The 20,880-nt window shown below is 55.1% G+C and carries 13 protein-coding genes; 5 read left to right on the forward strand and 8 right to left on the reverse strand.

All coding sequences use genetic code 11. The annotated features are described in order from the left end of the window. Nucleotides 1-18: 18 nt before the first annotated feature. The 4 genes from Poly41_RS04705 to Poly41_RS04720 all read right to left on the reverse strand — a co-directional run bounded on the left by Poly41_RS04705 (nt 19) and on the right by Poly41_RS04720 (nt 6,855). The gene (locus Poly41_RS04705) at nt 19-525 is read right to left on the reverse strand and encodes a four helix bundle protein (protein ID WP_146524692.1); all 507 of its coding nucleotides are present in this window, start codon (nt 523-525) and stop codon (nt 19-21) included. Between the two features lie 915 nt (nt 526-1,440). Continuing rightward, nucleotides 1,441-4,869 (reverse strand): WD40 repeat domain-containing serine/threonine protein kinase, encoded by a 3,429-nt coding sequence (locus Poly41_RS04710; RefSeq protein WP_146524693.1) that lies wholly within the window; start codon nt 4,867-4,869, stop codon nt 1,441-1,443. A gap of 48 nt (nt 4,870-4,917) precedes the next feature. Then, a complete protein-coding gene (locus tag Poly41_RS04715; RefSeq protein ID WP_146524694.1) occupies nt 4,918-5,247 on the reverse strand; it encodes a hypothetical protein in 330 nt (109 codons plus the stop codon). Between the two features lie 120 nt (nt 5,248-5,367). Next, nucleotides 5,368-6,855, reverse strand: coding sequence for a TlpA family protein disulfide reductase (locus Poly41_RS04720; RefSeq protein ID WP_146524695.1), 1,488 nt, complete (start codon nt 6,853-6,855; stop codon nt 5,368-5,370). A gap of 707 nt (nt 6,856-7,562) precedes the next feature. Between Poly41_RS04720 and Poly41_RS04725 the strand changes: the two genes are divergently transcribed. Beyond that, nucleotides 7,563-8,990 carry a DUF6298 domain-containing protein gene (locus Poly41_RS04725; protein ID WP_146524696.1) on the forward strand — a complete coding sequence of 476 codons (1,428 nt, stop codon included), beginning with the start codon at nt 7,563-7,565 and terminating at the stop codon, nt 8,988-8,990. 9 nt (nt 8,991-8,999) lie between these two features. Continuing rightward, nucleotides 9,000-11,435 carry a PKD domain-containing protein gene (locus Poly41_RS04730; protein WP_146524697.1) on the forward strand — a complete coding sequence of 812 codons (2,436 nt, stop codon included), beginning with the start codon at nt 9,000-9,002 and terminating at the stop codon, nt 11,433-11,435. A gap of 227 nt (nt 11,436-11,662) precedes the next feature. Here Poly41_RS04730 and Poly41_RS04735 read toward each other — a convergent pair whose 3' ends face one another. Next, the gene (locus Poly41_RS04735) at nt 11,663-12,400 is read right to left on the reverse strand and encodes a DUF480 domain-containing protein (protein ID WP_231615400.1); all 738 of its coding nucleotides are present in this window, start codon (nt 12,398-12,400) and stop codon (nt 11,663-11,665) included. A 226-nt stretch (nt 12,401-12,626) separates the two neighbouring features. Between Poly41_RS04735 and Poly41_RS04740 the strand changes: the two genes are divergently transcribed. Then, nucleotides 12,627-14,210: a sulfatase family protein gene (locus tag Poly41_RS04740; protein ID WP_146524698.1), complete on the forward strand. Its 1,584-nt coding sequence runs from the start codon at nt 12,627-12,629 to the stop codon at nt 14,208-14,210. Between the two features lie 8 nt (nt 14,211-14,218). On the opposite strand, the gene Poly41_RS04745 is transcribed toward Poly41_RS04740, so the two are convergent. The 3 genes from Poly41_RS04745 to Poly41_RS04755 all read right to left on the reverse strand — a co-directional run bounded on the left by Poly41_RS04745 (nt 14,219) and on the right by Poly41_RS04755 (nt 18,573). Continuing rightward, nucleotides 14,219-16,186 carry an agmatine deiminase family protein gene (locus Poly41_RS04745; protein WP_146524699.1) on the reverse strand — a complete coding sequence of 656 codons (1,968 nt, stop codon included), beginning with the start codon at nt 16,184-16,186 and terminating at the stop codon, nt 14,219-14,221. 294 nt (nt 16,187-16,480) lie between these two features. Continuing rightward, nucleotides 16,481-17,530 carry a hypothetical protein gene (locus tag Poly41_RS04750; protein ID WP_146524700.1) on the reverse strand — a complete coding sequence of 350 codons (1,050 nt, stop codon included), beginning with the start codon at nt 17,528-17,530 and terminating at the stop codon, nt 16,481-16,483. Beyond that, complete coding sequence (locus Poly41_RS04755; RefSeq protein ID WP_231615401.1) at nt 17,527-18,573, reverse strand: vWA domain-containing protein; 1,047 nt, start codon at nt 18,571-18,573, stop codon at nt 17,527-17,529. The genes Poly41_RS04750 and Poly41_RS04755 overlap by 4 nt, the downstream gene beginning before the upstream one ends. 230 nt (nt 18,574-18,803) lie before the next feature. Here Poly41_RS04755 and metK point away from each other — a divergent pair, with 230 nt between their 5' ends. Both metK and Poly41_RS04765 read left to right on the forward strand, forming a co-directional pair. Then, nucleotides 18,804-19,985: a methionine adenosyltransferase gene (metK, locus tag Poly41_RS04760; RefSeq protein ID WP_146524701.1), complete on the forward strand. Its 1,182-nt coding sequence runs from the start codon at nt 18,804-18,806 to the stop codon at nt 19,983-19,985. A 38-nt stretch (nt 19,986-20,023) separates the two neighbouring features. Next, a complete protein-coding gene (locus Poly41_RS04765; RefSeq protein ID WP_146524702.1) occupies nt 20,024-20,875 on the forward strand; it encodes a metallophosphoesterase family protein in 852 nt (283 codons plus the stop codon). Nucleotides 20,876-20,880: the final 5 nt, after the last annotated feature.

The raw sequence follows: 20,880 nt of genomic DNA on the forward strand, positions 1-20,880 counted from the left end.
GGCGGGTAACGGTTGCCGTCACCTGGGACGGACGATTGATTTTCCATTGGTGAAGCCGTGCAAGCCGTCCTCAGGTGCACGGCTTGGTTCTGGCTTCCTGCCTTCACCGTACTCGTACTCAGCCTCGCGGTACTCGTACTTGTACTCGCTTCCGGACTCAGCCACGACGTCCGAACGTGCAATCAAGCGTGTCAACATCGAGACGATTCGATGGAGCAGTCGTTTCAGTTGGCGATGGCGTTCATCACTCATTCCATCGGTCGCCGCAAGACTGTCTTGGATCGCAACACATTCCAGCACTGATCCGCGTGCGATGTCGAGAAAGCGACTGCGATCCTTGAGGCTCCGTTTCCCGTTGCCTTCGGCGATGTTCAGCGGAATCGATTGGGCAGCACGTAGCCATTGGTCACGAGCGTGACGATGGCAACCGCCAAGATCCTTTGCGATGGCGAATGATGACGCGACGTAGTCAATCGAGAGACGGTAAACGTCGAGCCGATCGTGGTCGAAGATTGGTTCGCTCATCAGTGCCCCATTCGAGTAGGAGTACGAGTACCGGCTCACGCCTGAGTACGAGTACGATGTCACTGTGTGCCAGAACTTGTATATCAGCGAAAGGCCCGGCGATATTCCCTGAGGGGAGACTATTCTCGCCGGCATCACCTTCGGTGCCGTGGGTGGCACTCACGTATTCTCGTCGGTCGACCGCGTATTCTCGCCGGGGAGGTGAGATCGCCTCTTTGAGTATTCTCACGGGTTCCCGCAGTGGTGTCAATTAACATTCGGGCGTGATTAGAACTGCCAACAGAAGAGCGATTGTGTGTCGTAAAAGCGAATACCCGACACGTCGAAAGAGTGGGAGGGGCAAACTGTCGCAGCTGGCACTGTGGCAACGAACTGTTCACTCCAGTGTCCAAGCATGCACAGCCAAGCAACCTTGATAGCGGATTCTGCAAGGGGAACTGTCGCAACAAAACACCGAGCTTCAACCTGCTTTGTGCTGTAGTCGATCACGCTTGAACCGAACCGACTTCATCATGTCTTCACTCTCTCGCGGCTTGGAGCTCGTGCAGGTTTTAGGTGTTTGTTTATCGGGTCGTTGCGTCTGCGGAGAACCCCTCACCCCCGACCCCCTCTCCCCGCGAGCGCGCGGGGAGAGGGGAGCCAGAATCCATCAGCGCGTCGTGTATCAATACCGATACTCTCTGGATGGGGCACGCTAACTGGACGACCTCAACATTGCACGGAGAAGGGAGTCTGAGATGAAGGGTGCTGATGCCCATTATTGGGAAACGTCGGCGTCGGAAACGTCGGGATGGATTGATAGCCCGATTGCTAGGAACAGAAACGGGCCAATCGAAAAGGCCGCAACACCAAATCTAACAGTCCAGGCTAAGCTCCCACTAACAAGTGATGGTGAGATGGCGGGCGACGGGATTGCTATTGCTTCAAGTGGAACATCAGCAGATGTTGCCCCTTGCCGCCAACGGCCAAGCGGTCGCCGGCGGGTGAGAACTCGAGATCCCGGATCGGTTTCAGGTCCGTTCGCACCGATAATTGTGGCTCCCAGTTTTCGGTGTCCCAGAACAGCACTTCGCCGTCAAAGTACCCGACCGCCATGACGGAACCGTCCGGGCTGATTGCGATGCTGCCAGCTTGGTTGGCGTTGGGGTGGCGGCGTGCGATTTGGTCAAGTGTCGGCGTCGACCAAAGGGTGATCGATCCATCGTAAGCCCCCACAACCAGTGTCTCACCACCTGGCATGAACTCCATCGTTTTCAATTCAGCAACGTGACGTTCCGCCAAGAACTCAAGCTGATCGTTGTCCCCTATTCGCCACAACGCAATCGTCTCCTTTTCATCATACGTTGCCAGCAGCCCAGAAGGCTCATCGTAGGCTTTCGCTTCGATCGGTAGGTCCATCTCAGCGCTAGCACCAACGAGCGTCGGTCCTTCGTCGGCTGTCTCTCTGATTTCGAGCCAGACGGGCTGGTATCCTCGAGTATGGACGGGTTTTGAGGATTCGATGTTGTCGCCGGTGGCATCAGGCGTCGATTCGTCATCCATAGCAGTATCGACCGATTCGTTTTCACAAAAGCCGATTAGCAATCGATCACCTACCAGCACGACCTTGTTTGTATTGGGTTGGTTTTCTGTCATGGCATGCCGCCCCCCATCCGATGCACTTCGCAGTGATGCTTGATGTTGCCGTTCATTGGTGACAAGAAACCGATCGTTCCCAGCAAAGAATAGGTCGGTAACCCCCCTGGCACCGCTTGGGGATTGCCAGAGAATTTCACCGCTACTGACATCATGGTAACTGAGGTGGCCAGCGCCGCTCACTGCGACCAGCGCTTTGCCATCGAAAGAAAAACACAACTTCGCAACCGTCGGTTTCGCTGGAAAAATTGTGTCATAGATCGGTGAGGGTGACGCCTTGGTGAGAACAACCGTGCCACCGCGAAGCCCGATTGCAACGGCACTATCTGCCAATGCGGAATCAATGACCAGCGGATCCCACTGAGAACTTGATCCAGCATCGGGGATCTCGTCGCCCACCATTGAACTAAGGAAACTCCGGCGTTCATACAGCGCTGCCAACTCCATGTTGGTTTGCCAAAGTCCAACTCGATCTCGCCCTGAAACCAGAAATCTCGGGTGCATCGGGTTGGTTCGATACTCCACAACATCAATGTCGGGATAAAAGTCCAAATGGCTCCACCAGAGATAGGGCTGCTTGGATCGGAGATCCCAGAGCACCGCATCACCGACTTCCGTGCACAGAATGCCCCATCTTAGGTCGCGTGAAACGCGAGCCAGATCCCACCTCTGGACCGTGAATTTCGGATGAACCAAATGCTGTTCCTCCAGCATCTCTCCCGTATCGAGGTCACCATGATAGGCGTCCCCATCTTGGGTGAGAACACAAAAGCGATCTCCTTCGATCGATACGGCAATCGCAATGACAGCGGCATCACCCATTTGCCGATTCCAAAGTTGAGTGCCACCTGGACCGTTCCAGTGTTCCAGATGACCTGATTGCGTACCAATTAAGTAGCCGCCCTGATGGCCTGTGGCAGCCAATGCCATTACATGTTCAGGCGTCGAGTGAGATAGGCTTTCGGCTCGATTCGCGTCCACATCCAATCGGATCGGCCCACCGTCACGACGGACCAGCAACACCGAGCGAGTCTGGTTATCCAAAGCCAAACGTACGCTCGGCGATTCGTCAAGATTACGGTACTGAGCAATGATGGATTGCGATTTGAGATCCCAGACGCGGATGCCCTCTGCGCCACTGGTGGCCAGCCAACTTCCATCATCCGATATCGCAAGCCCCATCAGAGTCTTAGCATCAGCTTGCCAATGAACCATTGACCGCTTGGCGGATTGATGCAGAAGCCGCCAGGCAAATCCTCGCGATTCGGTGGGGAATCGCGATTCGTCTTCGAGTTGATCCAAGACGTAGTTTGGTTCTTGGTCCAACAGAGTGCCAAGCCGCAAGAGCGTTTGATTTGAGACGCTGCGACGTAGTCGAGCGGCTGTGGCTGCATATCGTTGATTGGAAGCTTGCAGGCGGGAACGACTGGTTTCAAGCTGTTGGTTTACGTCCGCTAGCTTGCGGGCTCGATCCGATGCCAAGGTCGCCCACAAACCGGCGGCGACGCCAAGCACTAAGAACAATCCAAGAACCACTACGGATACCGCGGCGACACGCCGATGCCTCTGACACCATTTCCAAAGCGAGACTGCGGCGTTTTGCCTGCGAGCACGAATGGGATGGTTGTCCAGATACCGACGCAGGTCATCGGCAAAATCGGTGATCGATGCGTATCGTTCTGTGGGGTCCTTTGCCAGAGCCGTTTCCAGGATCACCTCGATGTCGCCACGAAGTTGTCGATCGACTCGACCGATGGGTACCGAAGCAGTGTTCTGAACGATCTGGGCCGATTCCCACATCGATTTGTCTTTGAGCTGGTAAGGAAGCCGACCAGCAAGCAATTCGTAAAGGACCACTCCGAAACCATAGATGTCCGTGTGGAAATCAATTCGTTCTGGTTCGCCACTGAATTGTTCGGGGCTCATATAACAACGTGTTCCGATCCAGCCATCGGCCGTTGATGCGTTTTGTTTGGAGGTATTCGCTCTGTGCCGAATTCTGGCCAAGCCAAAGTCGATTAACTTGGGGACTCCTTCTCGCGTGACCATCAGGTTGGCTGGCTTCAAATCGCGATGGATCACTCCTGCTTGGTGGGCTTCGGACAATGCGTCCATGTATGCCAAGCAGAGCCGAATCGTATCGGCGTGCGTCCAAGCAGATGACTTCCGCTGTTGCTTGATGAAGTCGACGAGGTTCAGCCCATCAATCCATTCCATCGTGAAAAACAGTCGTTGCGAACCAAAGACCTCCGCGACACCGGCATCAAAAATCCGAGCAATGTTATGATGCTGCAAGGAAGCAAGTAGCTCTGCCTCCAGACGGAATCGAAGTTTTGATCGCTCTCGCTCAGCGACATCCTGCAACAGTTTCAGGGCAACTTTTCGCGTTGGAAATGCTTGTTCAGCGAGATACACGATCGATGTGCCACCTCGCGCGATCTCCTTTAGAATTTTGTACTCACCGATCGTTTCCGGCGTCTTCGCGACGGGGACTTTTTCGAATCGAGAAAACGCTTCCAGCATTGCGATGTGGTCGCGCAGCTGATTGGCCAGGTCAGGATCACCTTCGCAGAGTTCTTCGGGATCAATCGGCTGTCCACTTTTCTTGAGCTTTTCCCAGTGACCGATTAACTGCTGAAGCGGAATGCTGATGCCGGACGATTCATCGGGTGAGGATGAGGTTGTCGTTTCGTCGCCTGAATTCGTCAAAGGAACTTGCCCCTCGTTAGCTGGATCGCTTGCCGAATGATTGGCAACTCAACATTTCATCATCATGGTATCGCCAGACAGTGCTTTGGCGATCGTAGTTTTCGCCTCGGACCATCGTCGTTGAAGCTGTCGCCGAAGATGCACAGCGGCCAACCGCCTCAAATGGGTAGGCGATTTCACCTGCAGCGAGGAAATTCCAAAGTGCAGTCGGATCAGTGCGACCTGAACGATGTCATCGGTTTGTTCCCAACGACGAACGATCGGAAACTGACGCAGCATCCGGCCGGCATGTTTGCGGAACTGTGATTCGAATAAGCGAAGCAGCTCGGCTTCGTCGGAAAACGAATCGAGTTTGAATGACACGGTTTGAAGACACATACTTGCTCTTCATGTTTGCGCATGAGCAGTGAACAAGACGCCATCATAGTGGCAAGGTAGCGCTGGTCAAGCGAGTGTCCAAAGCATTGACTAATTGAATACGAATAGGTGATGAGGATTCTACGTGGCAAGGAGCTCTTCAAACATTCCAACGCGATGCTTGGTGATCTTGCCGGTCCCGTCGACGCGGATCACCGTTGGTATCGCAGAAACTTCGTAGTCTTCAAAAGGACCGGACCATGGGCCTTGAGGGTTGGGAGCGCCAACGAAGATCGGGCACTTCAGGTTGAACTTCGCGACCTTTGCTTCCACTTTTTCAAGATCGTCTTCAGCGGCAAAAACAACGAGGTGCTGGACCGGTGAATCTCGATCGATCGCGGCTGCAAACTGTGCCAGCATGTCTTCGCAGGGAGCACATGCGAGTGAGGTGAATCCAATTTCGAGTGGTCGGCCGCGGAAGTCGACAATCGATTTTGGTTGGCAATTCACCCACTCTCCCTCGCCAAAATCAGGTGCCTCTTTGCCGACCAGAGCCTGCTGCTTCTGTCGCATCTTGTCGTTTTGTTCTTTGTCTTTCGCGTGCTCTTTCCAAATGGCATCCCATTCCGCTTCGCTGCGGTCAGGATCGTGTGTGTAGACCATCAACGGGTCGTAGCGAGCGTCGACGACGCGGCCCCCCTTTTCGAATTCGATGACAAACTCATCGTCTGTGGGTGGTGTTTCAAAATCAAAGCGGGTGATCGATTCTCCGGTCCAAGCGAGAATGCGAGGATGATCGCGATGGGAACCACCCGGCGGAACGCGATAGTTTTTTACATCGCATCGCATGGGCCAATGGATCCCCGGCGCTACGGCCTCGAAGTCGGAAAAAAGGCGGACGCTGTTGCCGTGTCGCGTTCCGCGAAGACGCATATCGGTTGTCCCGATGATATACCGCGTTCCTGGCGCGTCGGTGAACATGAAACATTCCTCTCCCTGGTGGACCAGCCAGCCATCTGAAAAACAATTCCGGTTCTCGTCGAGCCGCAGCTCGTAGTCGAACTTCGGGCCACATTGCTGCAACCACCATGGCACCACATTGCAAGGCCCCGAAAAGGCGAATCCAATGACATCACAGCTCGTTGGCTTGATCATATAAGCGTCGGGTTCGCCCTGTCGTCGGTAGACCTGTTTCGCCATTTCGCCGTCCCAGACAATGCGGAGGTGGTCTGTCGGGGAAATCTGGTCGAGGGCAACGCGATTCTGATCAAACACCCATCGATAGGTGGATTTCGAGATGGGTTTGAGCGAGGGGAAATCCTTTTCGTTGATGTCGATTCCAGGCCACTGCTGCTGAAGTTCCGCTCGAATTTGATCGATCTCGAAGGGTTCCTTGTGCTGCGTCCACTCCTTTTCGATCACACCGTATGGCTGCGACTCGAACCATGCTTTCGCACGTTGCAGTCGCTGAATCCCCGGACGCATTTCGTCGGCTGAGATCAGCGCTCGTTCGAAATGGGTGAATTCGGGGGTCACCTTGGGGTAGCCCGCAAGCCGTTTCCAAACCGCCGTCCCACAAAACAGCACCAGTCCCATGGCGACAGCGACCCCAAGCAAGTTTCGTCGCATACCCTACTTCTCACTTCCAAAAAAATGAAACCTTTGCTCCGCTGTCCCGCCTTGCACACAATGGTTCGCGTGAGACGTGGCATCGTTGGCTGAACGCGGCCGCCGCAGTCGACGCTACCTGATCTTGCGGACAAATTCTTCATCATCGCCGCATCTCCAGAAATGGACCGATGCTATCTTGATCCCCAATGACCTTCATTTTACAGCGACCAGGGGAGAACGGCAATCATTTGCGGACGTTCTCGTCTCCATTCAACGTCGAAACAAGGGTCGGCTGTTATCCCGATTCGACCAACGAATCGGTGCGCCACAGGTGTTCGACAAAGACACGCTTGCCAACGGGCAGGGTGATGGAACATCGATGCGGTCGTTTGTAAAACCCTTTCAGGGTACAGGGTATTTGGTGTGACGTGGTCGACAACCCAGGGTGCGCATTGCGGCTACGCCGCGGCGCGACCCTGGGCTATGGAATGTAACGCCGTTGGCGTAAAGGTCGGCAAAAGGGGACGGGGGTATTAAAGGACTGCACCCGAGTTTCCGAGGTAGGATAGGAATTGAGTCGCGAAAACGACCCCCGTCCCCTTTTGTCTTGCGTTCGACACTCGGGCAAACAACTCGGCAACGAACTCATTTCGATTGACTGCCATCGCGGAATGACTACACTTCGCTCTGCCGAAACCTAATAGATTCAAATTGGGGATTTCACTGTGAAGCTGGCTGTCTTGAACCTCTGCTGTCTCCTTGTCGTTCCATCGATGCTCAGCGCCGCACCGCCAAACGCCGCGGGGATGGTTGAAAAGCAAAGTGTGATGGGGCCTCTTGTCGTGCATGCTGGTAACGGACGCTACTTTGCAACGCCTGACGGAAAGCCTGTTTGGCTGACCGGTTCGCATACCTGGGCTACTTTGCAAGAACGGGGCATTGAAGGTGAAACGCCAGCCTTCGATTACGAACAATATCTCGGCTTCATGCAGCACCATGATCACAATTTCCTGCGACTGTGGGCTTGGGAACATAGCCAGTGGATGCAGTTTGTGGATTCGGACGTCCATGTGCGATACAAGCCAACGATCTTCCAACGCACCGGGCCTGGGGTCGCGCTCGATGGTGCACCAAAGTTCGATCTTACGAAATTCAATCCCGAGTTCTTCCAGCGGCTGCGAGAGCGGGTTGAGGAGGCACGGAAACGGAATATCTATGTCAGCGTGATGTTCTTTCAGGGCTTTAGCGTGAAGAAGCCGCCAGCATCACCTCGTAGCGGTAACAATTGGCATGGCAATCCGTTTAACAAATTGAACAATATCAATGGAATCGACGGCGATCCATCAGGCCGAGATGCGGGGCACGAATTGCATACTCTCCTAACGCCCGACGTTACGCGAGTTCAAGAAGCCTATGTCCGTCGCGTGATCGACACGCTTAATGATCTCGAAAATGTGTTGTGGGAGATTGGTAATGAATTGCCGGCAAGCTCGGTTGAGTTTCAATATCACATGGTTGATTCTGTCCGCGAGTATGAATCGAGCAAGGCAAAGCAGCATTTGATTGGGATGACGGGCGCGCCTGTGAAAACAGCGGAATTAATGGCTAGCGGCGCCGATTGGATCAGTCCGCCCGGTTCCGTCTGGACCGACAATCCTCCGCCCTGCGATGGCAACAAGATCATTGTCGTCGATACCGATCATTGCCGAGCGATGAAGTACGACCCCGATTGGGTTTGGATCAACTTCACACGTGGCAACCACTTTATACTGATGGACTCGTACATGGACTTCCGCGTGGGTTCGCCGAAGCAGCCAGATCCGAAATGGAATCCGACTCGTGATGCGATGGGGGCCGCTCGGCGGTTGTCTGAGCAATTGGACCTGAGCCACATGAAACCCTTGCCCGAACTGGCATCATCGGGTTTCTGCCTGGCTGACCCAGGCACGAGCTGGGTTGTATTTCATCCGGGCGGGGATTCGTTGAGCGTCCAGACGGGACGGGGACGGTGGCGGGCAACCTGGCTCGATCCGATCACCGGAAAGGCGGTTTCGCACCGTGACGTGGATTCGGCCGAAGTGTGGGTTTCCTTCAAGCCACCTCGGCCTGGTCGTTGGGTTATGCTGGTTACAAAGTCACTGCAACAAAGATGAGAAACAATCATGCAATGTCACTCTTTGCCATCCTTCCTTATCGCCTTGGCCATCACCTGTTCCTCCGTGCAAGCGGTTGAGCAGTGGGGTGTCTTTGAGCTAGATGCCGTATCCAACGAAGCGCCGCACACGATCGATTCTGCTTTCTCGGCGACATTCTCTCAAGGATCACAGAGTATTTCTGTTCCGGGTTTTTGGTACAAAGATGACGTTTTCAAAGTGCGTTTCAGTCCGCCGACGTTCGGCTCGTGGAGTTACAAAACGCACAGCAAGTATGTCTCACTTGATGGCAAGTCAGGGTCAATCCAAGTTGGAAAGCCCTCGGGCGACAATCATGGCCCCGTGCAAACGTTCGACACATTCTATTTGCGGTATGCAGATGGGAAGACGTACCATCAATTTGGTACCACTTGTTACGCCTGGGTGCATCAACCGGAATCATTGCAACAACAGACGCTCAAGACGTTGGCGGCTTCTCCGTTCAACAAGATTCGTTTTTGCGTATTCCCCAAGAACTACACGTACAACAAGAACGAACCTTCCTTTTTTGCGTTTCCCAAGAAGGCTGATGGGACATTCGATTTTGATCGGCCGGATCCAGCGTTCTGGGAGCATTTTGAACAGTGTGTTCTCGATCTGCAAAAGCTGGGGATTGAGGCCGACTTGATCCTGTGGCACCCCTACGACCGTTGGGGCTTCGCCGACATGAGCGACGCGCAAGATGATCGATACTTGCGTTACTGTATCGCACGCTTATCGGCGTATCGCAACGTTTGGTGGTCACTTGCCAATGAGTTCGATTTCATGACCAATCAACCGGCTGGCCATCGCGGCAACAAACAACTGGGGGACTGGGACCGCTTCTACGAGATTCTTGAGAAAGAAGATCCGCATCATCGGTTGCGCGGAATTCATAACGGGCGATTGTGGTATGACCACACGAAACCTTGGGTGACGCACGCGAGTTTGCAGACGTCGGATATGAAGGGGGGAGTCCGATATCGTCAACAGTATCAAAAGCCAGTGATCTATGACGAGTGCAAGTATGAAGGCAACGTCCCGCAGGGCTGGGGAAACTTGTCCGGCCGTGAAATGACGCAGCGGTTTTGGTTGGGCACGATGAGCGGTTGCTATGTCGGGCACGGTGAAACGTATTTACATGATGACGACATCCTTTGGTGGTCCAAAGGAGGAGTTCTGCACGGCAGCAGTCCGCAGCGAATTCAATGGCTCAAAGACTTTATGGCCCGTTCCCCGGAATTCGACTCGCTCAAGCCGCTTGGCAATGACCAGGGCGACTTCTTGCTGGCGAATCCAGGTGAGTATTACTTGCTGTATGCATTGGCCGGTACGACACCTTCGGTCACGCTATCGGGTGATCGTCCCTACAAGGTCGATGCGATCGGCCCGTGGGAGATGCAGGAGTGGCCGGTAGGCACGGCGGATCCGGGCAAGTACCAAGTTGAACCGTCCGGCAATGACATGGTCTATCGATTCGTGCCGTATGCAGCGGGGGAAAAACTTCGTCCGTTGGCAAAGCCGACTGCCGACGTGTCCGAAGGCGTACCACCGTTGGCCGTGAAGTTTACCAGCGGCATCGCTGCGAAAGTGGAATGGGATTTCGGCGACGGATCGGCTAGCCATCAGAAGAACCCGGCGCACACGTTTGATCAACCTGGCATCTACACGGTGACGCTCAAAGTAACGGACCGTGATGGTGGTAGCGCCCGCAGTCAAATGAGAATTGTCGTCGATCTCGACTCGAAAGCACCGATCGTGCGCGCGGGTTTTCGAGGCGATGAAAAACCCTTGCTCCAATTCAACGGAACCGCAAAGCGGTCAGCCGATGGAGCATTGTTCTTGCCCGACGGTGAGCCTTGGGGCTGGGTGAAAGCAGGTGACCGGCCCGTTGAAGACCTCGCTGGATTGCGATCGTTTACTATCAGTGGTTGGCTCAAGCCAGAGAGCTTGGTCGCGGGTCAGGGCGGCAATCGAATTCTATTCTGTCTGCAGCATGATCACTCGGGGATCGATTTGGTTTGTCACCGCGACGGCAGATTGCGATTGGCGGTCAACGAGTGGCCTGATGGAGTTCAAAACGACAGTTCGCCTGGGAAACTCGTCGTTGGAAAGTGGACGTACTTTCGCGTCACGTACGACAGCACGGCTACGAAAAACAATGTTGCTTGGTCTTTCTCGTCACCGCTTGATCTGCCAGCGAGTGTGGCGTCGGTGAAGCTCGACCGGCACACCGATTACAACGCGGGACCCGTCGGTTCCAACGTTGGCCCACTGGCCCTTGGGAATTTCAACATCACACTGCAAGGTGCCGGACTTGACCGCCAGTTTCGAGGCGAAATGCGTGAGCTCGAAATTTTTGGCAGCCGGATCAGTGGGATTGGTGCTTTGCCTGGGATACGAAAAGGTGACGGGCGTCGTAAATGACGGTGACGTTAGGTGTTCCGCAATGTTGTAAAACCCTTTCAGGGTTTGGCGTGTGAGGTGTTCGATCTCCCAGGGTGCGCATTACGGCTTCGCCGCTGCGCGACCCTGGGCTGTGGAATGTAACGCCGTTGGCGTATGGAGTTGCACGTTGCGTTACCGCGACGCGGTTTGATTCCACAGGCCAGGGTCGATGCGAAGCAGCGCACCCTGGGTTCACTTGCGCCGAATCACGATTCGAGCTCATCAAGTCTTTTCTCTAACGCTTCAATCCGCTCGTTTACTGTGTCCATCCGCGCGATCAACGCATCGACAGCGTTGTTGCTGGCCTTCGCTGGCGAAGGTGCTGCTGCGGCTTGCTTCTCGATCTTGGCCTCGAGGTATTGTCGTTCTTCGGGTGGGTAAAGTTTATGAGCGAAGGTTTGTCCTCGCCCGGGTGGGGTCAGCGGTTCGATCAAGTCTTTTTCGATCAGCTGATCGACAATTTGTTGCGTGGTGCTTAAATCGTCTAACGCGTACATCCGCGAAGCTCTGGTGCGAATTTCACCTAAGGTCTGGGGGCCTCGTAACAACAATTCCGTCATCACCGCGGCACCGGGACTGTCGACGTCAAGCCACTCGTACGCCGCGTGCCGATACTTGGTCACCCGCCCACTGCCTTGAATCTCTCGCGCGGCACCCACCTGTTTGAGTTCGTCGATCGCGGTGAGTACATCGTCTTCATCGAGTTGGAGCTGTGGCGATCGATTCGATTTTTGATTCGAGCCGCTGATGATACCGGATACCGACAACGGGTAACTGTCGGGCGTGGTCTTTGCTTTTTCGACCAAGACACCGAGCACGCGCCGAGCGTCTCGCGATAGAGGGACCGGTTTCGATTTTTCTAGCGATGCGTCTTCGTTCATCGTTGCGAGCCAATCAAGAGTGGGATGAGGTGATGCTTGAACACCATCTTTGCGTGTTCGCATGCCCTGCTCAACTCCCCTTTCGCACGAACGGGTTAAAATGGGTTAAATTGGAGCCCTGCCCTGTGTATCGTCGTGCGGCACGGCCGCAGGCGAAGCGAGCTACCGCTCGTAGTGGCTTTGGCCCGCTCCCGTTGGTCGCTGGAATTGTGCTCAACTAACATCAAATTCAGCGATCACGGATAGGTTCTTAAAGCAGAGGGTTTTTAACGCAAAGGGAGATGATTTGATGCGTAGGGTAACTGCTTGCTTGATGGTTCTCATGATGACTTCCGCCGCAACCGCAGCGGAACGGCCCAATGTCGTTTTTGCTTTCGCAGATGATTGGGGTTTTCACAGCAGTGCGTATGGGAAATTGGATCCTGGTGGCGTGAACGATGTCGCAACGACGCCCCATTTTGATTCGGTTGCCGAGCAAGGGGTGTTGTTCACTCACGCCTACGTCAGCGCTCCGTCCTGTACGCCTTGCCGAAGTTCGCTGATGTCGGGTCAACACTTCTGGCGCTGCGGTCGCGGCGCGATCCTGCAGGGAGCGATCTGGGATTTTTCCAGCCCCAGCTACCCGCTAATGCTCGAAGCGTCTGGATATCGGATCGGCCATACCTACAAGGTTTGGAGTCCGGGGACGCCGGCCGATGCACCTCATGGCGGTGCCGCGAGGGCGTTCAACTCGGCGGGGCGTCGCTTCAATGGGTTTTCACAAAACGCGATGAAGGCGACGGATCCCAACGAGGCCAAGCAGAAGTTGTTCGACGAAGTACGCCAGAACTTGTTGTCCTTTCTGGATCGCAATCAAGACGACCAAGTGGATGGCGATCAACCGTTTTGCTATTTTTTTGGGCCGACCAATTGTCATCGCAAATGGATCGCCGGCAGTGGCAAGCAGTTATGGGGGATCGACCCCGATGCGTTTACCGGAAAGATCCCACCCTACTTACCGGATGTCCCGATCGTGCGTGAGGACTTTGCCGACTACTTTGGTGAGATCCTGGCTTTCGACTCCGCGGTCGGCGTCCTCACCGAGGAACTCGACCGGCTTGGCGTTGCCGACAATACAATCCTTGTCATCAGTGGGGACCACGGTTTTCCTGGGGTGTCGCGAGGCAAATGCAACCTGTACGACTTGGGGACTCGAGTCCCTTTGGCGATTCGTTGGCCCGACGGTATCGAAGTGGAAAACCGTGTGATCAATGATTTTGTTTCGCTACCCGATCTCGCTCCCACCTTTTTGGACGCAGCCGGAGTGGCTATCCCCGGATCGATGACGGCGCGGTCTTTGATCCCGTTGCTCAAGAGTAAGCAATCGGGAACCGTTGATCCGAGCCGTGATGCGGTGTTCACCGGTCGTGAACGACATGTTGCCAAGGCTCGCACCGGAAACAAGCCCTATCCTCAACGGGCCATCCGTACGGATCGCTACCTGTTGATCATCAACTTTGAACCGGATCGATGGCCGATGGGAACGGCAACGGGGTATGGCCAACCGGAGGGGGAACTACCCGATTTTGCAAAGCTTCGTGAGAACACTTTCGCTGGCTTTGGTGACATGGATGCGAGTCCCACAAAAGCTTGGATCGTAACGCATCGCGAGGATCAGCCCGGGATGTTCGAGTTTGCCATGGGGCGCCGGCCGAGGTTCGAGCTTTTTGATCTTCAGAACGACCCGCACTGCATGAACAACTTGGCGGACCATCCAGAGCATCGGGCGACACGCGACCAGTTGGACGAGAGATTGATGGAAGAGCTGCGTCGAACGGGTGACCCGCGTGTCCGTGACGAAGTGGTTTTCGAATCGTCACCCTTTACCGACTGAGCGTGTCGTTAGGGGTCGATGGCACTGCGATTGACCTGTCGAAACTGCCCCAAGGGAAGGTAAGGGGTGGGTCCCAGGTTTGATGCGAGGCAATGCAGTGATCCACCTTTCGTCGCGAGCTGCGTGCAGTCGATGAATTTGATTTCCCAATCGGGAAGCAGTGCTTCGTAGACGGATTTGACCTCTTGCTCGATCGCCGGTGCAACCCCTTGGTAGGACGGGACTAATAGAACACCGTTGGCAAAGATCACGTTGGTGTAGCTTCGCGCGAGTCCGTCCTTGATTGCGGGCATCGGAACGCGAGCTAATTTCAGCGGGTGCCCATTGGCTTCCAAAGAGGAAATCTGTGTGGCGAGAGCGTTGAGCATTTGACCATTGGGATCGCTGTCGTCTCGTAGGTCGGAAAGCACAAGTGTGGTGGGGTCCGTGAAGGTCATGAACAGGTCGATGTGTCCGGTCAACTCGCCCATCAAGGGTTCCACGGGCATGATCGCTGTCGCCCCCGTCACGTATTTGAGCCCACTCTGGATCGCCGCCAGGTCAAAACCATATCCAAGGTTGTCTTCGATCAAACTCGTCGAGCAAATCGTAAAACCTTGGCCGTTGGACAGCATCGCACCGCCTTCAATATGTAGTGGCGTCTTGATCATCCTCGCGTTCCACCGCGTGGACAGCAGTCGTGGAAGCGAGTCGTTCACCGAACGCTGGAAGTTGTCGAATCGCACTTGATGTGAGTCGAACCAAACTGAGTTTCCGGCTGCCGACTTGGCGACGATCGGTCCAAAGTCACGAAACCAAGGTACTTCAAATTCACAAACCCCAAACCGAATTCGCTCCGTTGGGATTTTGGCGATTCGGAACGCCTCGATCGCTTCTTCAAGTGATTCGTCATTGTCGGTCAGAAGGTCGATTCTCCATCTCTGATGCGTTGCGCGGGCAATCTCGAGGACCGTTTCATGAGCCCATTGATAACTTCCCCACGCGAGTACAACCGCTGATTGCGAATCAAATTCTGCTACTGCCTTGATCTTCAGATCAGGTTCTGGCTGAATCATTTCGGTTGCCATATCGATCAATGGAATCCAACGCCAAACGTCAGCATTCTGAGCCTCGATTGCCAAGAGGTTGTGATCCACGTACTCCATCGCATTTCGATAGCGAATGGTACTGGATGCGGTATCGTCGCTGACGTTGTAGTTTTCTGCGTCAGTTAGCATCCTGTCGAGCTGTCTGCGTGACTCCTCACAAACGGCTTTTGCCTCATCAAAATTTCGCTGCAAATATAACCCCTCGGCCAAGAGGGTCAGCGTGTCGATCATGAGTTCATGGGTGATACTCAGAGGGCCGCTACTCGTCTCCTTTTTTAATATTTTGACCGATTCGCGAAGTTCCGAGATTCCACCCTCGCCCATTCGTTGTTGCAGCACGCCGAGGTTTCGCATCGTCAGTGCCAAGGCAATCTGCTCTGGCGATTCGCGATAAAACGATGCGTTCTCCAAAAGCAGGTCGAGAGCTTGTTTATCAGCGTCAATCAGCGTGAGGACACTTGCGAGTGTGTTTTTCGCGAAGGCGGCTAATCGCTTGTCATCGTTTTGGGACGCAATCGACACGGCCTGTGTCAAGCAGCGGACGGCCTCCCGGTTGTTGCCTTCCAAGCCATGCAATTGGCCGAGCCGGAAATTTGCGGTCGCTTGTTGGATCGGAAAATGGTTTTGGTTGCGTCTGTTATGCAGCCAACGCAGCAGCAACTGTTTCAGGTCGTTTCTTACGAGTGAATAGTCATCGCTCGGCTGAATCCGCCTCGCTGTTTTAGTCAAAAACTCTCTCTGCAGCGAGTCGAGCTCGTCAAGAGACATGCTCAAGAAAAGATCCGCTTCGCCCAAGTCCGTTTGTGACTGGCTCAGATCGAGTTGCGACTGAGCGTAATTGTGATTCGCTTCCGCCAGCAGGACGGCCGTGTATCCGGCAGCAAGCATGCACAGCACCGCGATCGCTACGAGGCCTATCGGGAGGAGACGCCGGCGTTGATATGAGCGAAGTGTCAAGCGAAAGATACTTCAAGGAGGGTGGGAATGGTTGGAATGGTTGGAATCGCCGCAGGCGTAGCGGGAGTGCCGGAATGGGCCGCAACTTGCTAAACCGCGAATCGACCGATAAGTAGCGGGGGGTAGGGTGAAAAAGAGAGAATTCGCTGGCCGCGATTTCAATCTCTCTTGTGCGCGGATCTTGTGCGCCACCGTTTCACCGCCCCCCAGAGTGATGCCACTCGACTAGCGCGGGGGGAAATTGATTAAGTCGGGGTGGGGGTGAGGCGGTGTTTTTTGAAGCGACAACCGCAATCGTGTGGCTTCGGCGGTCAGGCCGCCCGCTTCGAACCGTTCCATTAGGGTGATCGTGGGGCCGACCTGCATCACCAGCGGCAAGGCATCAAGCTTCTCTTGCCATCGAGTCGCTTGACGGGCAATGTCTGGCGGTGCGGTGGTTCGCCAACGCAGCACCTCGGCCAACTTGGCAATTTCGGGTCGAGCGTTATCGCGGCTGAGGCCGGCGAGCGTCTGAGCGGCAGCGTCTCGACGATCGGACGACAACAACCAACTGGCAGCGATCAATCGGACGGCAGGTGACGGGTTGTCGAGTTGGTCGTCCGCCACCTTGCGTGTCTCGGATTCAACACGACTGCTGCTCCACGCGACGGGCAGCCAGGCCAGGACCAGTGGGGGCAGAGGGCGACGATCAAGTTGTTCCACCAGCTTGATTGCAATGGCAGCCCGCCCGCTCCGCCATGCGGCTTGAGCGGCCATCATCGACAGCCATTGTTGCTGCCAAATCGGTGGACGCTGTTTCAGTGTTTCCAGCAGACTTCGTAGCGATTCGTTGAAGCCACCCTTCATGAATTGTTCGATGGCCAACGATTGCTGTTTATCCTTGGCGCCCACTTCAACCCAAAGCACCCGAGCGGCCGCGACGACACGCTGTTGTTTGGTTTGACGGTTCTGAAGCACCATCCGCTTGGCATCAAACTCAGCGATCTCGCCGCTGACGGTTTCGATCGCTTGCGGGTACCACGTGCTTTGGGTCGCGGTGGGTCGGGGCGGCTCGAGCCATACTTGATCGGGTTGGGTTTCTTGGGCGTTACCACGCATCCCGTGTGTCAACGAATAGAGCAACATCAGGATGAAAACAACACGAGCCAGGATTGCATTGGCAACCTTCATGCGAGCAACCTTCCTTGTTGTGGATGTCGGGTGGCAGTCGCTACGTTTGTCGAGCACACGGCAACTCGGTTGAATTCGACGATGGCCGAGATTGCTGGCACTCATGGTACCGTTATCGGTTGAGGGTTTCCCAGCGAACGGAGGTCAACGTAGTGATACTGCCCATTGTTTTGAGCGGCCAGCTGTTGCAAGAAGCTATCGTTCGTCGCGCTCGGTTCCGAGCCAAATTCAATTGCGTGGATGGTGGTGCCTGCTCGTTCGGCTTGCCGACGAATTTCGTTTAGTTGCGAACCGGAGAGCCTTGGAATCCGGGCATCGGTCAGAAAGAAGATGACATCCGGTCCCATTCGAAGTGCCATCCTTAGCGCACTTTCGTGTTCCGTCGCTCCATAGGCCGTGATCGACTCGACGAAGTGAATGGCTCGGCGGAGCGTCGCTTCTTCGGCAAACATCAAACCGGTCGTCATGCCTTCGGTCTGAAACGGCTTGGGCTGTTGGTTGTAGAAGATGATTTGAAACTGCTGCCGCTCGGTCAGCGTTCTCAAACTATTGACCAGTTCACGTTTTGCGGCTCGAAGCGGTAAGCCGCCGTTGCCGTTCATGCTGTCGGATCGATCAAAGACATAAACGAACCGGGAACCGCTGCCCGAAACCCCGAACACGCTGGTTGTCGTTCGGTTTGAATCCCCATTCCCGCCGGGTGGTTGTTTTGAATCGAAGGCATCGGCATCCAGCGTGGTTTCCCCGGCGATGCCGGTCCCAGAAAGGGGCGAAGGGGATCGTTGTAGCTCGCTTAAAATCCCATCCAAATCGATGGGGGGCGACAAACCGGCGGGCGGTGCTGCCGCAGACACCGAATCGGCCGTGGAGGACACGGCGTTTTCGCTGCTCACGTCGCCTTGGGACGTCTCGGCTGAATCCACATAAAGGTCACGCTCGGGCATGCGATGGACCATCGCGATTCCGACCGTCCGGTCAACTTCCGAGCCGCTCCCCGATGGGGGGCTCGAGAGCAGAAATCCCAACGTCGTCAACAGCAGGACATGAAAGACCAGCGAAAACATCAAAGCTGGAAGCGGCCGCTCGGGCAGTTCCATCTCCAAGGTGTCGGTCGGGTCGGGTGAGGCAGGATGGTCTAAAACAGCCATTCCGGAGGATGGGCTTATGGAAAAGGTGGAATAATGTCTGGATTTCACCGGGAACCGCGGTTCCGTCGCGAAGCGACGCTTTTCAGAATCGGTCTCGGCAATTACTTTAGTGGACCAACCTATTCTAACTCCATCACGCCCCTTTGGGGGGCAGCACTGCTGGGCGGAAATCGTCCGGTGGTGATTTTTGGATGATCAGTGAGTCGAATTACCCTGCGGAGAAAAACCTCGTGAGCAATGCTCGATACCTATTTACCAGTGAATCCGTCAGCATGGGCCACCCCGACAAGCTGGCCGACCGTATTTCCGACGGAATCTTAGACGCGTTGCTCGCCCAAGACCCCAATAGCCGCGTTGCATGTGAGACGATGGTCACAACGGGAATCGCCATTGTTGCCGGCGAGATTTCGACCAAAGCGGTGGTTCAATATTCCGACGTGATTCGCGAAGTGATCAATGAAGTCGGCTACACCGACGACCAAATGGGTATTTGTGGCGACACCTGTGCCGTGATGGTTTCGCTCGATACGCAAAGCCCCGATATCGCTCAAGGGGTGAATGAAGACGGGGCGGCCGGAAAAGACGTCGGAGCGGGCGACCAAGGCTTGATGTTTGGCTATGCATGCAAAGATACGCCGGAACTGATGCCGCTGCCGATCGCTCTTTCGCACCGCATTATCAATCGGATCACGGAAGCGAGATTTGCTAAGGAAGTCGATTGGCTCCGTCCCGATAACAAGTCGCAAGTCACCGTGGAATACGAAGGCTCGAAGCCCGTTCGAATTGACACGGTGGTGGTCAGTGCACAGCATGGTCCGGATGTGACCAATGACGAAATCCGAAAATTCATCATCGAAAAGGTCATCAAGCCTTCGATCCCTGCGGAGTTGGACAAAGGTGATATCAAATACCACATCAATCCAACCGGCCGATTCGTCGTCGGTGGACCCCATGGTGATTGTGGTCTGACCGGACGCAAGATCATCGTCGATACCTATGGCGGTTGGGGACGTCACGGTGGGGGTGCGTTCAGTGGCAAGGACTCGACGAAGGTGGACCGAAGTGCGGCCTACATGGCTCGCTATGTCGCCAAGAACATCGTCGCAGCGGGCTTGGCGGAACGTTGTGAAGTACAACTTGCCTATGCCATCGGAGTGACCGAACCGGTCAGCGTCCATGTTGACACCGAGGGCACGGGCAAGGTTGATGATGCGAAGCTTTGCGAACTCGTTCGCGAGCATTTTCCCCTGACGCCATCGGGCATCATCAATCATCTGCAACTTCGTCGTCCGATCTTCCGCCAAACCAGTGCCGGTGGGCACTTTGGTCGCGAAGGGGACGCGTTCACGTGGGAAAAGACCGACAAGGCGGAAGCTTTGTCCGAAGCGGCAGGCGCCGCGGCAACCGCGTAGTTGACTTTCGATCGTTACCGCACCCAATCGAGACGACCGTGCAATTGGCTTGGACGACCGATCCCCATTTCGACCACGTCAACGTGGACTCGATGGATCGGTGGTTCGAGCACGTTGCGTCGCAGCGTCCATGTGGCTTGATCGTCACCGGTGATCTTTCCGAGGGAAGCGACGTCGTCGTGCAATTGCGACGATTGGCGTTGACGCTCGGCATCCCGATCTATTTTGTTCTGGGCAATCATGATTTCTACCAAAGTTCCATTGCCCGAACGCGTCAACAAGTTGTGTCGTTCGCTCGCGACCAAGATCAACTCTTCTACTTGACCGATGTGGGGCCGATTCAACTTGCCGAAGGTGTCTATTTGACCGGTGATGATGGATGGGGCGATGCGACGATTGGCAACTATGAAGCATCGCCCATTCGGCTGCGCGATTTTGAACAGATCGAAGATTTCCGCGACGCGGATCCCACGGAGCGCAAAGCGATGTTGCAACGCGAAGGGGCCGATTCTGCGGCGCGATTGAGAGCCAAGCTTGAATCGATTCCCATGGATGCAGCGAAAGTTTTGATCGCGACGCATCTCCCTCCCTTTGCCGAAAGCTGCTGGTACCAAGGCCGAACGACGGATGAGTTTTGGGCTCCGTTCTTCGTTTGTGGCAGCATTGGAAAAATGCTTCTCGATGTTTGCTCCGCTCGAAGCCACTGCGACTGGATCGTGTTATGCGGACACACGCATCACGACGGCGTCGCGACGCTGGCCGACAACTTAACGGTTTACACCGGAGCCGCCTGCTACGGAGATCCAGGGATCGAAGCGATGATCCAGGTTGAGGCGAACGGGGTTCGTCTTGCACCTTTTCGGGGCGGCAAGAGCACGCACACCATTTGATCGTG

The sequence above is a fragment of the Novipirellula artificiosorum genome (genome assembly GCF_007860135.1).
Lineage (GTDB): Bacteria > Planctomycetota > Planctomycetia > Pirellulales > Pirellulaceae > Novipirellula_A > Novipirellula_A artificiosorum.

What these genes read in the sequence shown, in the direction of transcription:
- Poly41_RS04705 (WP_146524692.1), bottom strand. Translation starts at nt 525, where the DNA reads ATGAGCGAACCAATCTTCGACCACGATCGGCTCGACGTTTACCGTCTC.
- Poly41_RS04715 (WP_146524694.1), bottom strand. Translation starts at nt 5,247, where the DNA reads ATGTGTCTTCAAACCGTGTCATTCAAACTCGATTCGTTTTCCGACGAA.
- Poly41_RS04720 (WP_146524695.1), bottom strand. Translation starts at nt 6,855, where the DNA reads ATGCGACGAAACTTGCTTGGGGTCGCTGTCGCCATGGGACTGGTGCTG.
- Poly41_RS04730 (WP_146524697.1), top strand. Translation starts at nt 9,000, where the DNA reads ATGCAATGTCACTCTTTGCCATCCTTCCTTATCGCCTTGGCCATCACC.
- Poly41_RS04735 (WP_231615400.1), bottom strand. Translation starts at nt 12,400, where the DNA reads ATGCGAACACGCAAAGATGGTGTTCAAGCATCACCTCATCCCACTCTT.
- Poly41_RS04740 (WP_146524698.1), top strand. Translation starts at nt 12,627, where the DNA reads ATGCGTAGGGTAACTGCTTGCTTGATGGTTCTCATGATGACTTCCGCC.
- Poly41_RS04745 (WP_146524699.1), bottom strand. Translation starts at nt 16,186, where the DNA reads ATGCTTGCTGCCGGATACACGGCCGTCCTGCTGGCGGAAGCGAATCAC.
- Poly41_RS04750 (WP_146524700.1), bottom strand. Translation starts at nt 17,530, where the DNA reads ATGAGTGCCAGCAATCTCGGCCATCGTCGAATTCAACCGAGTTGCCGT.
- Poly41_RS04755 (WP_231615401.1), bottom strand. Translation starts at nt 18,573, where the DNA reads ATGGCTGTTTTAGACCATCCTGCCTCACCCGACCCGACCGACACCTTG.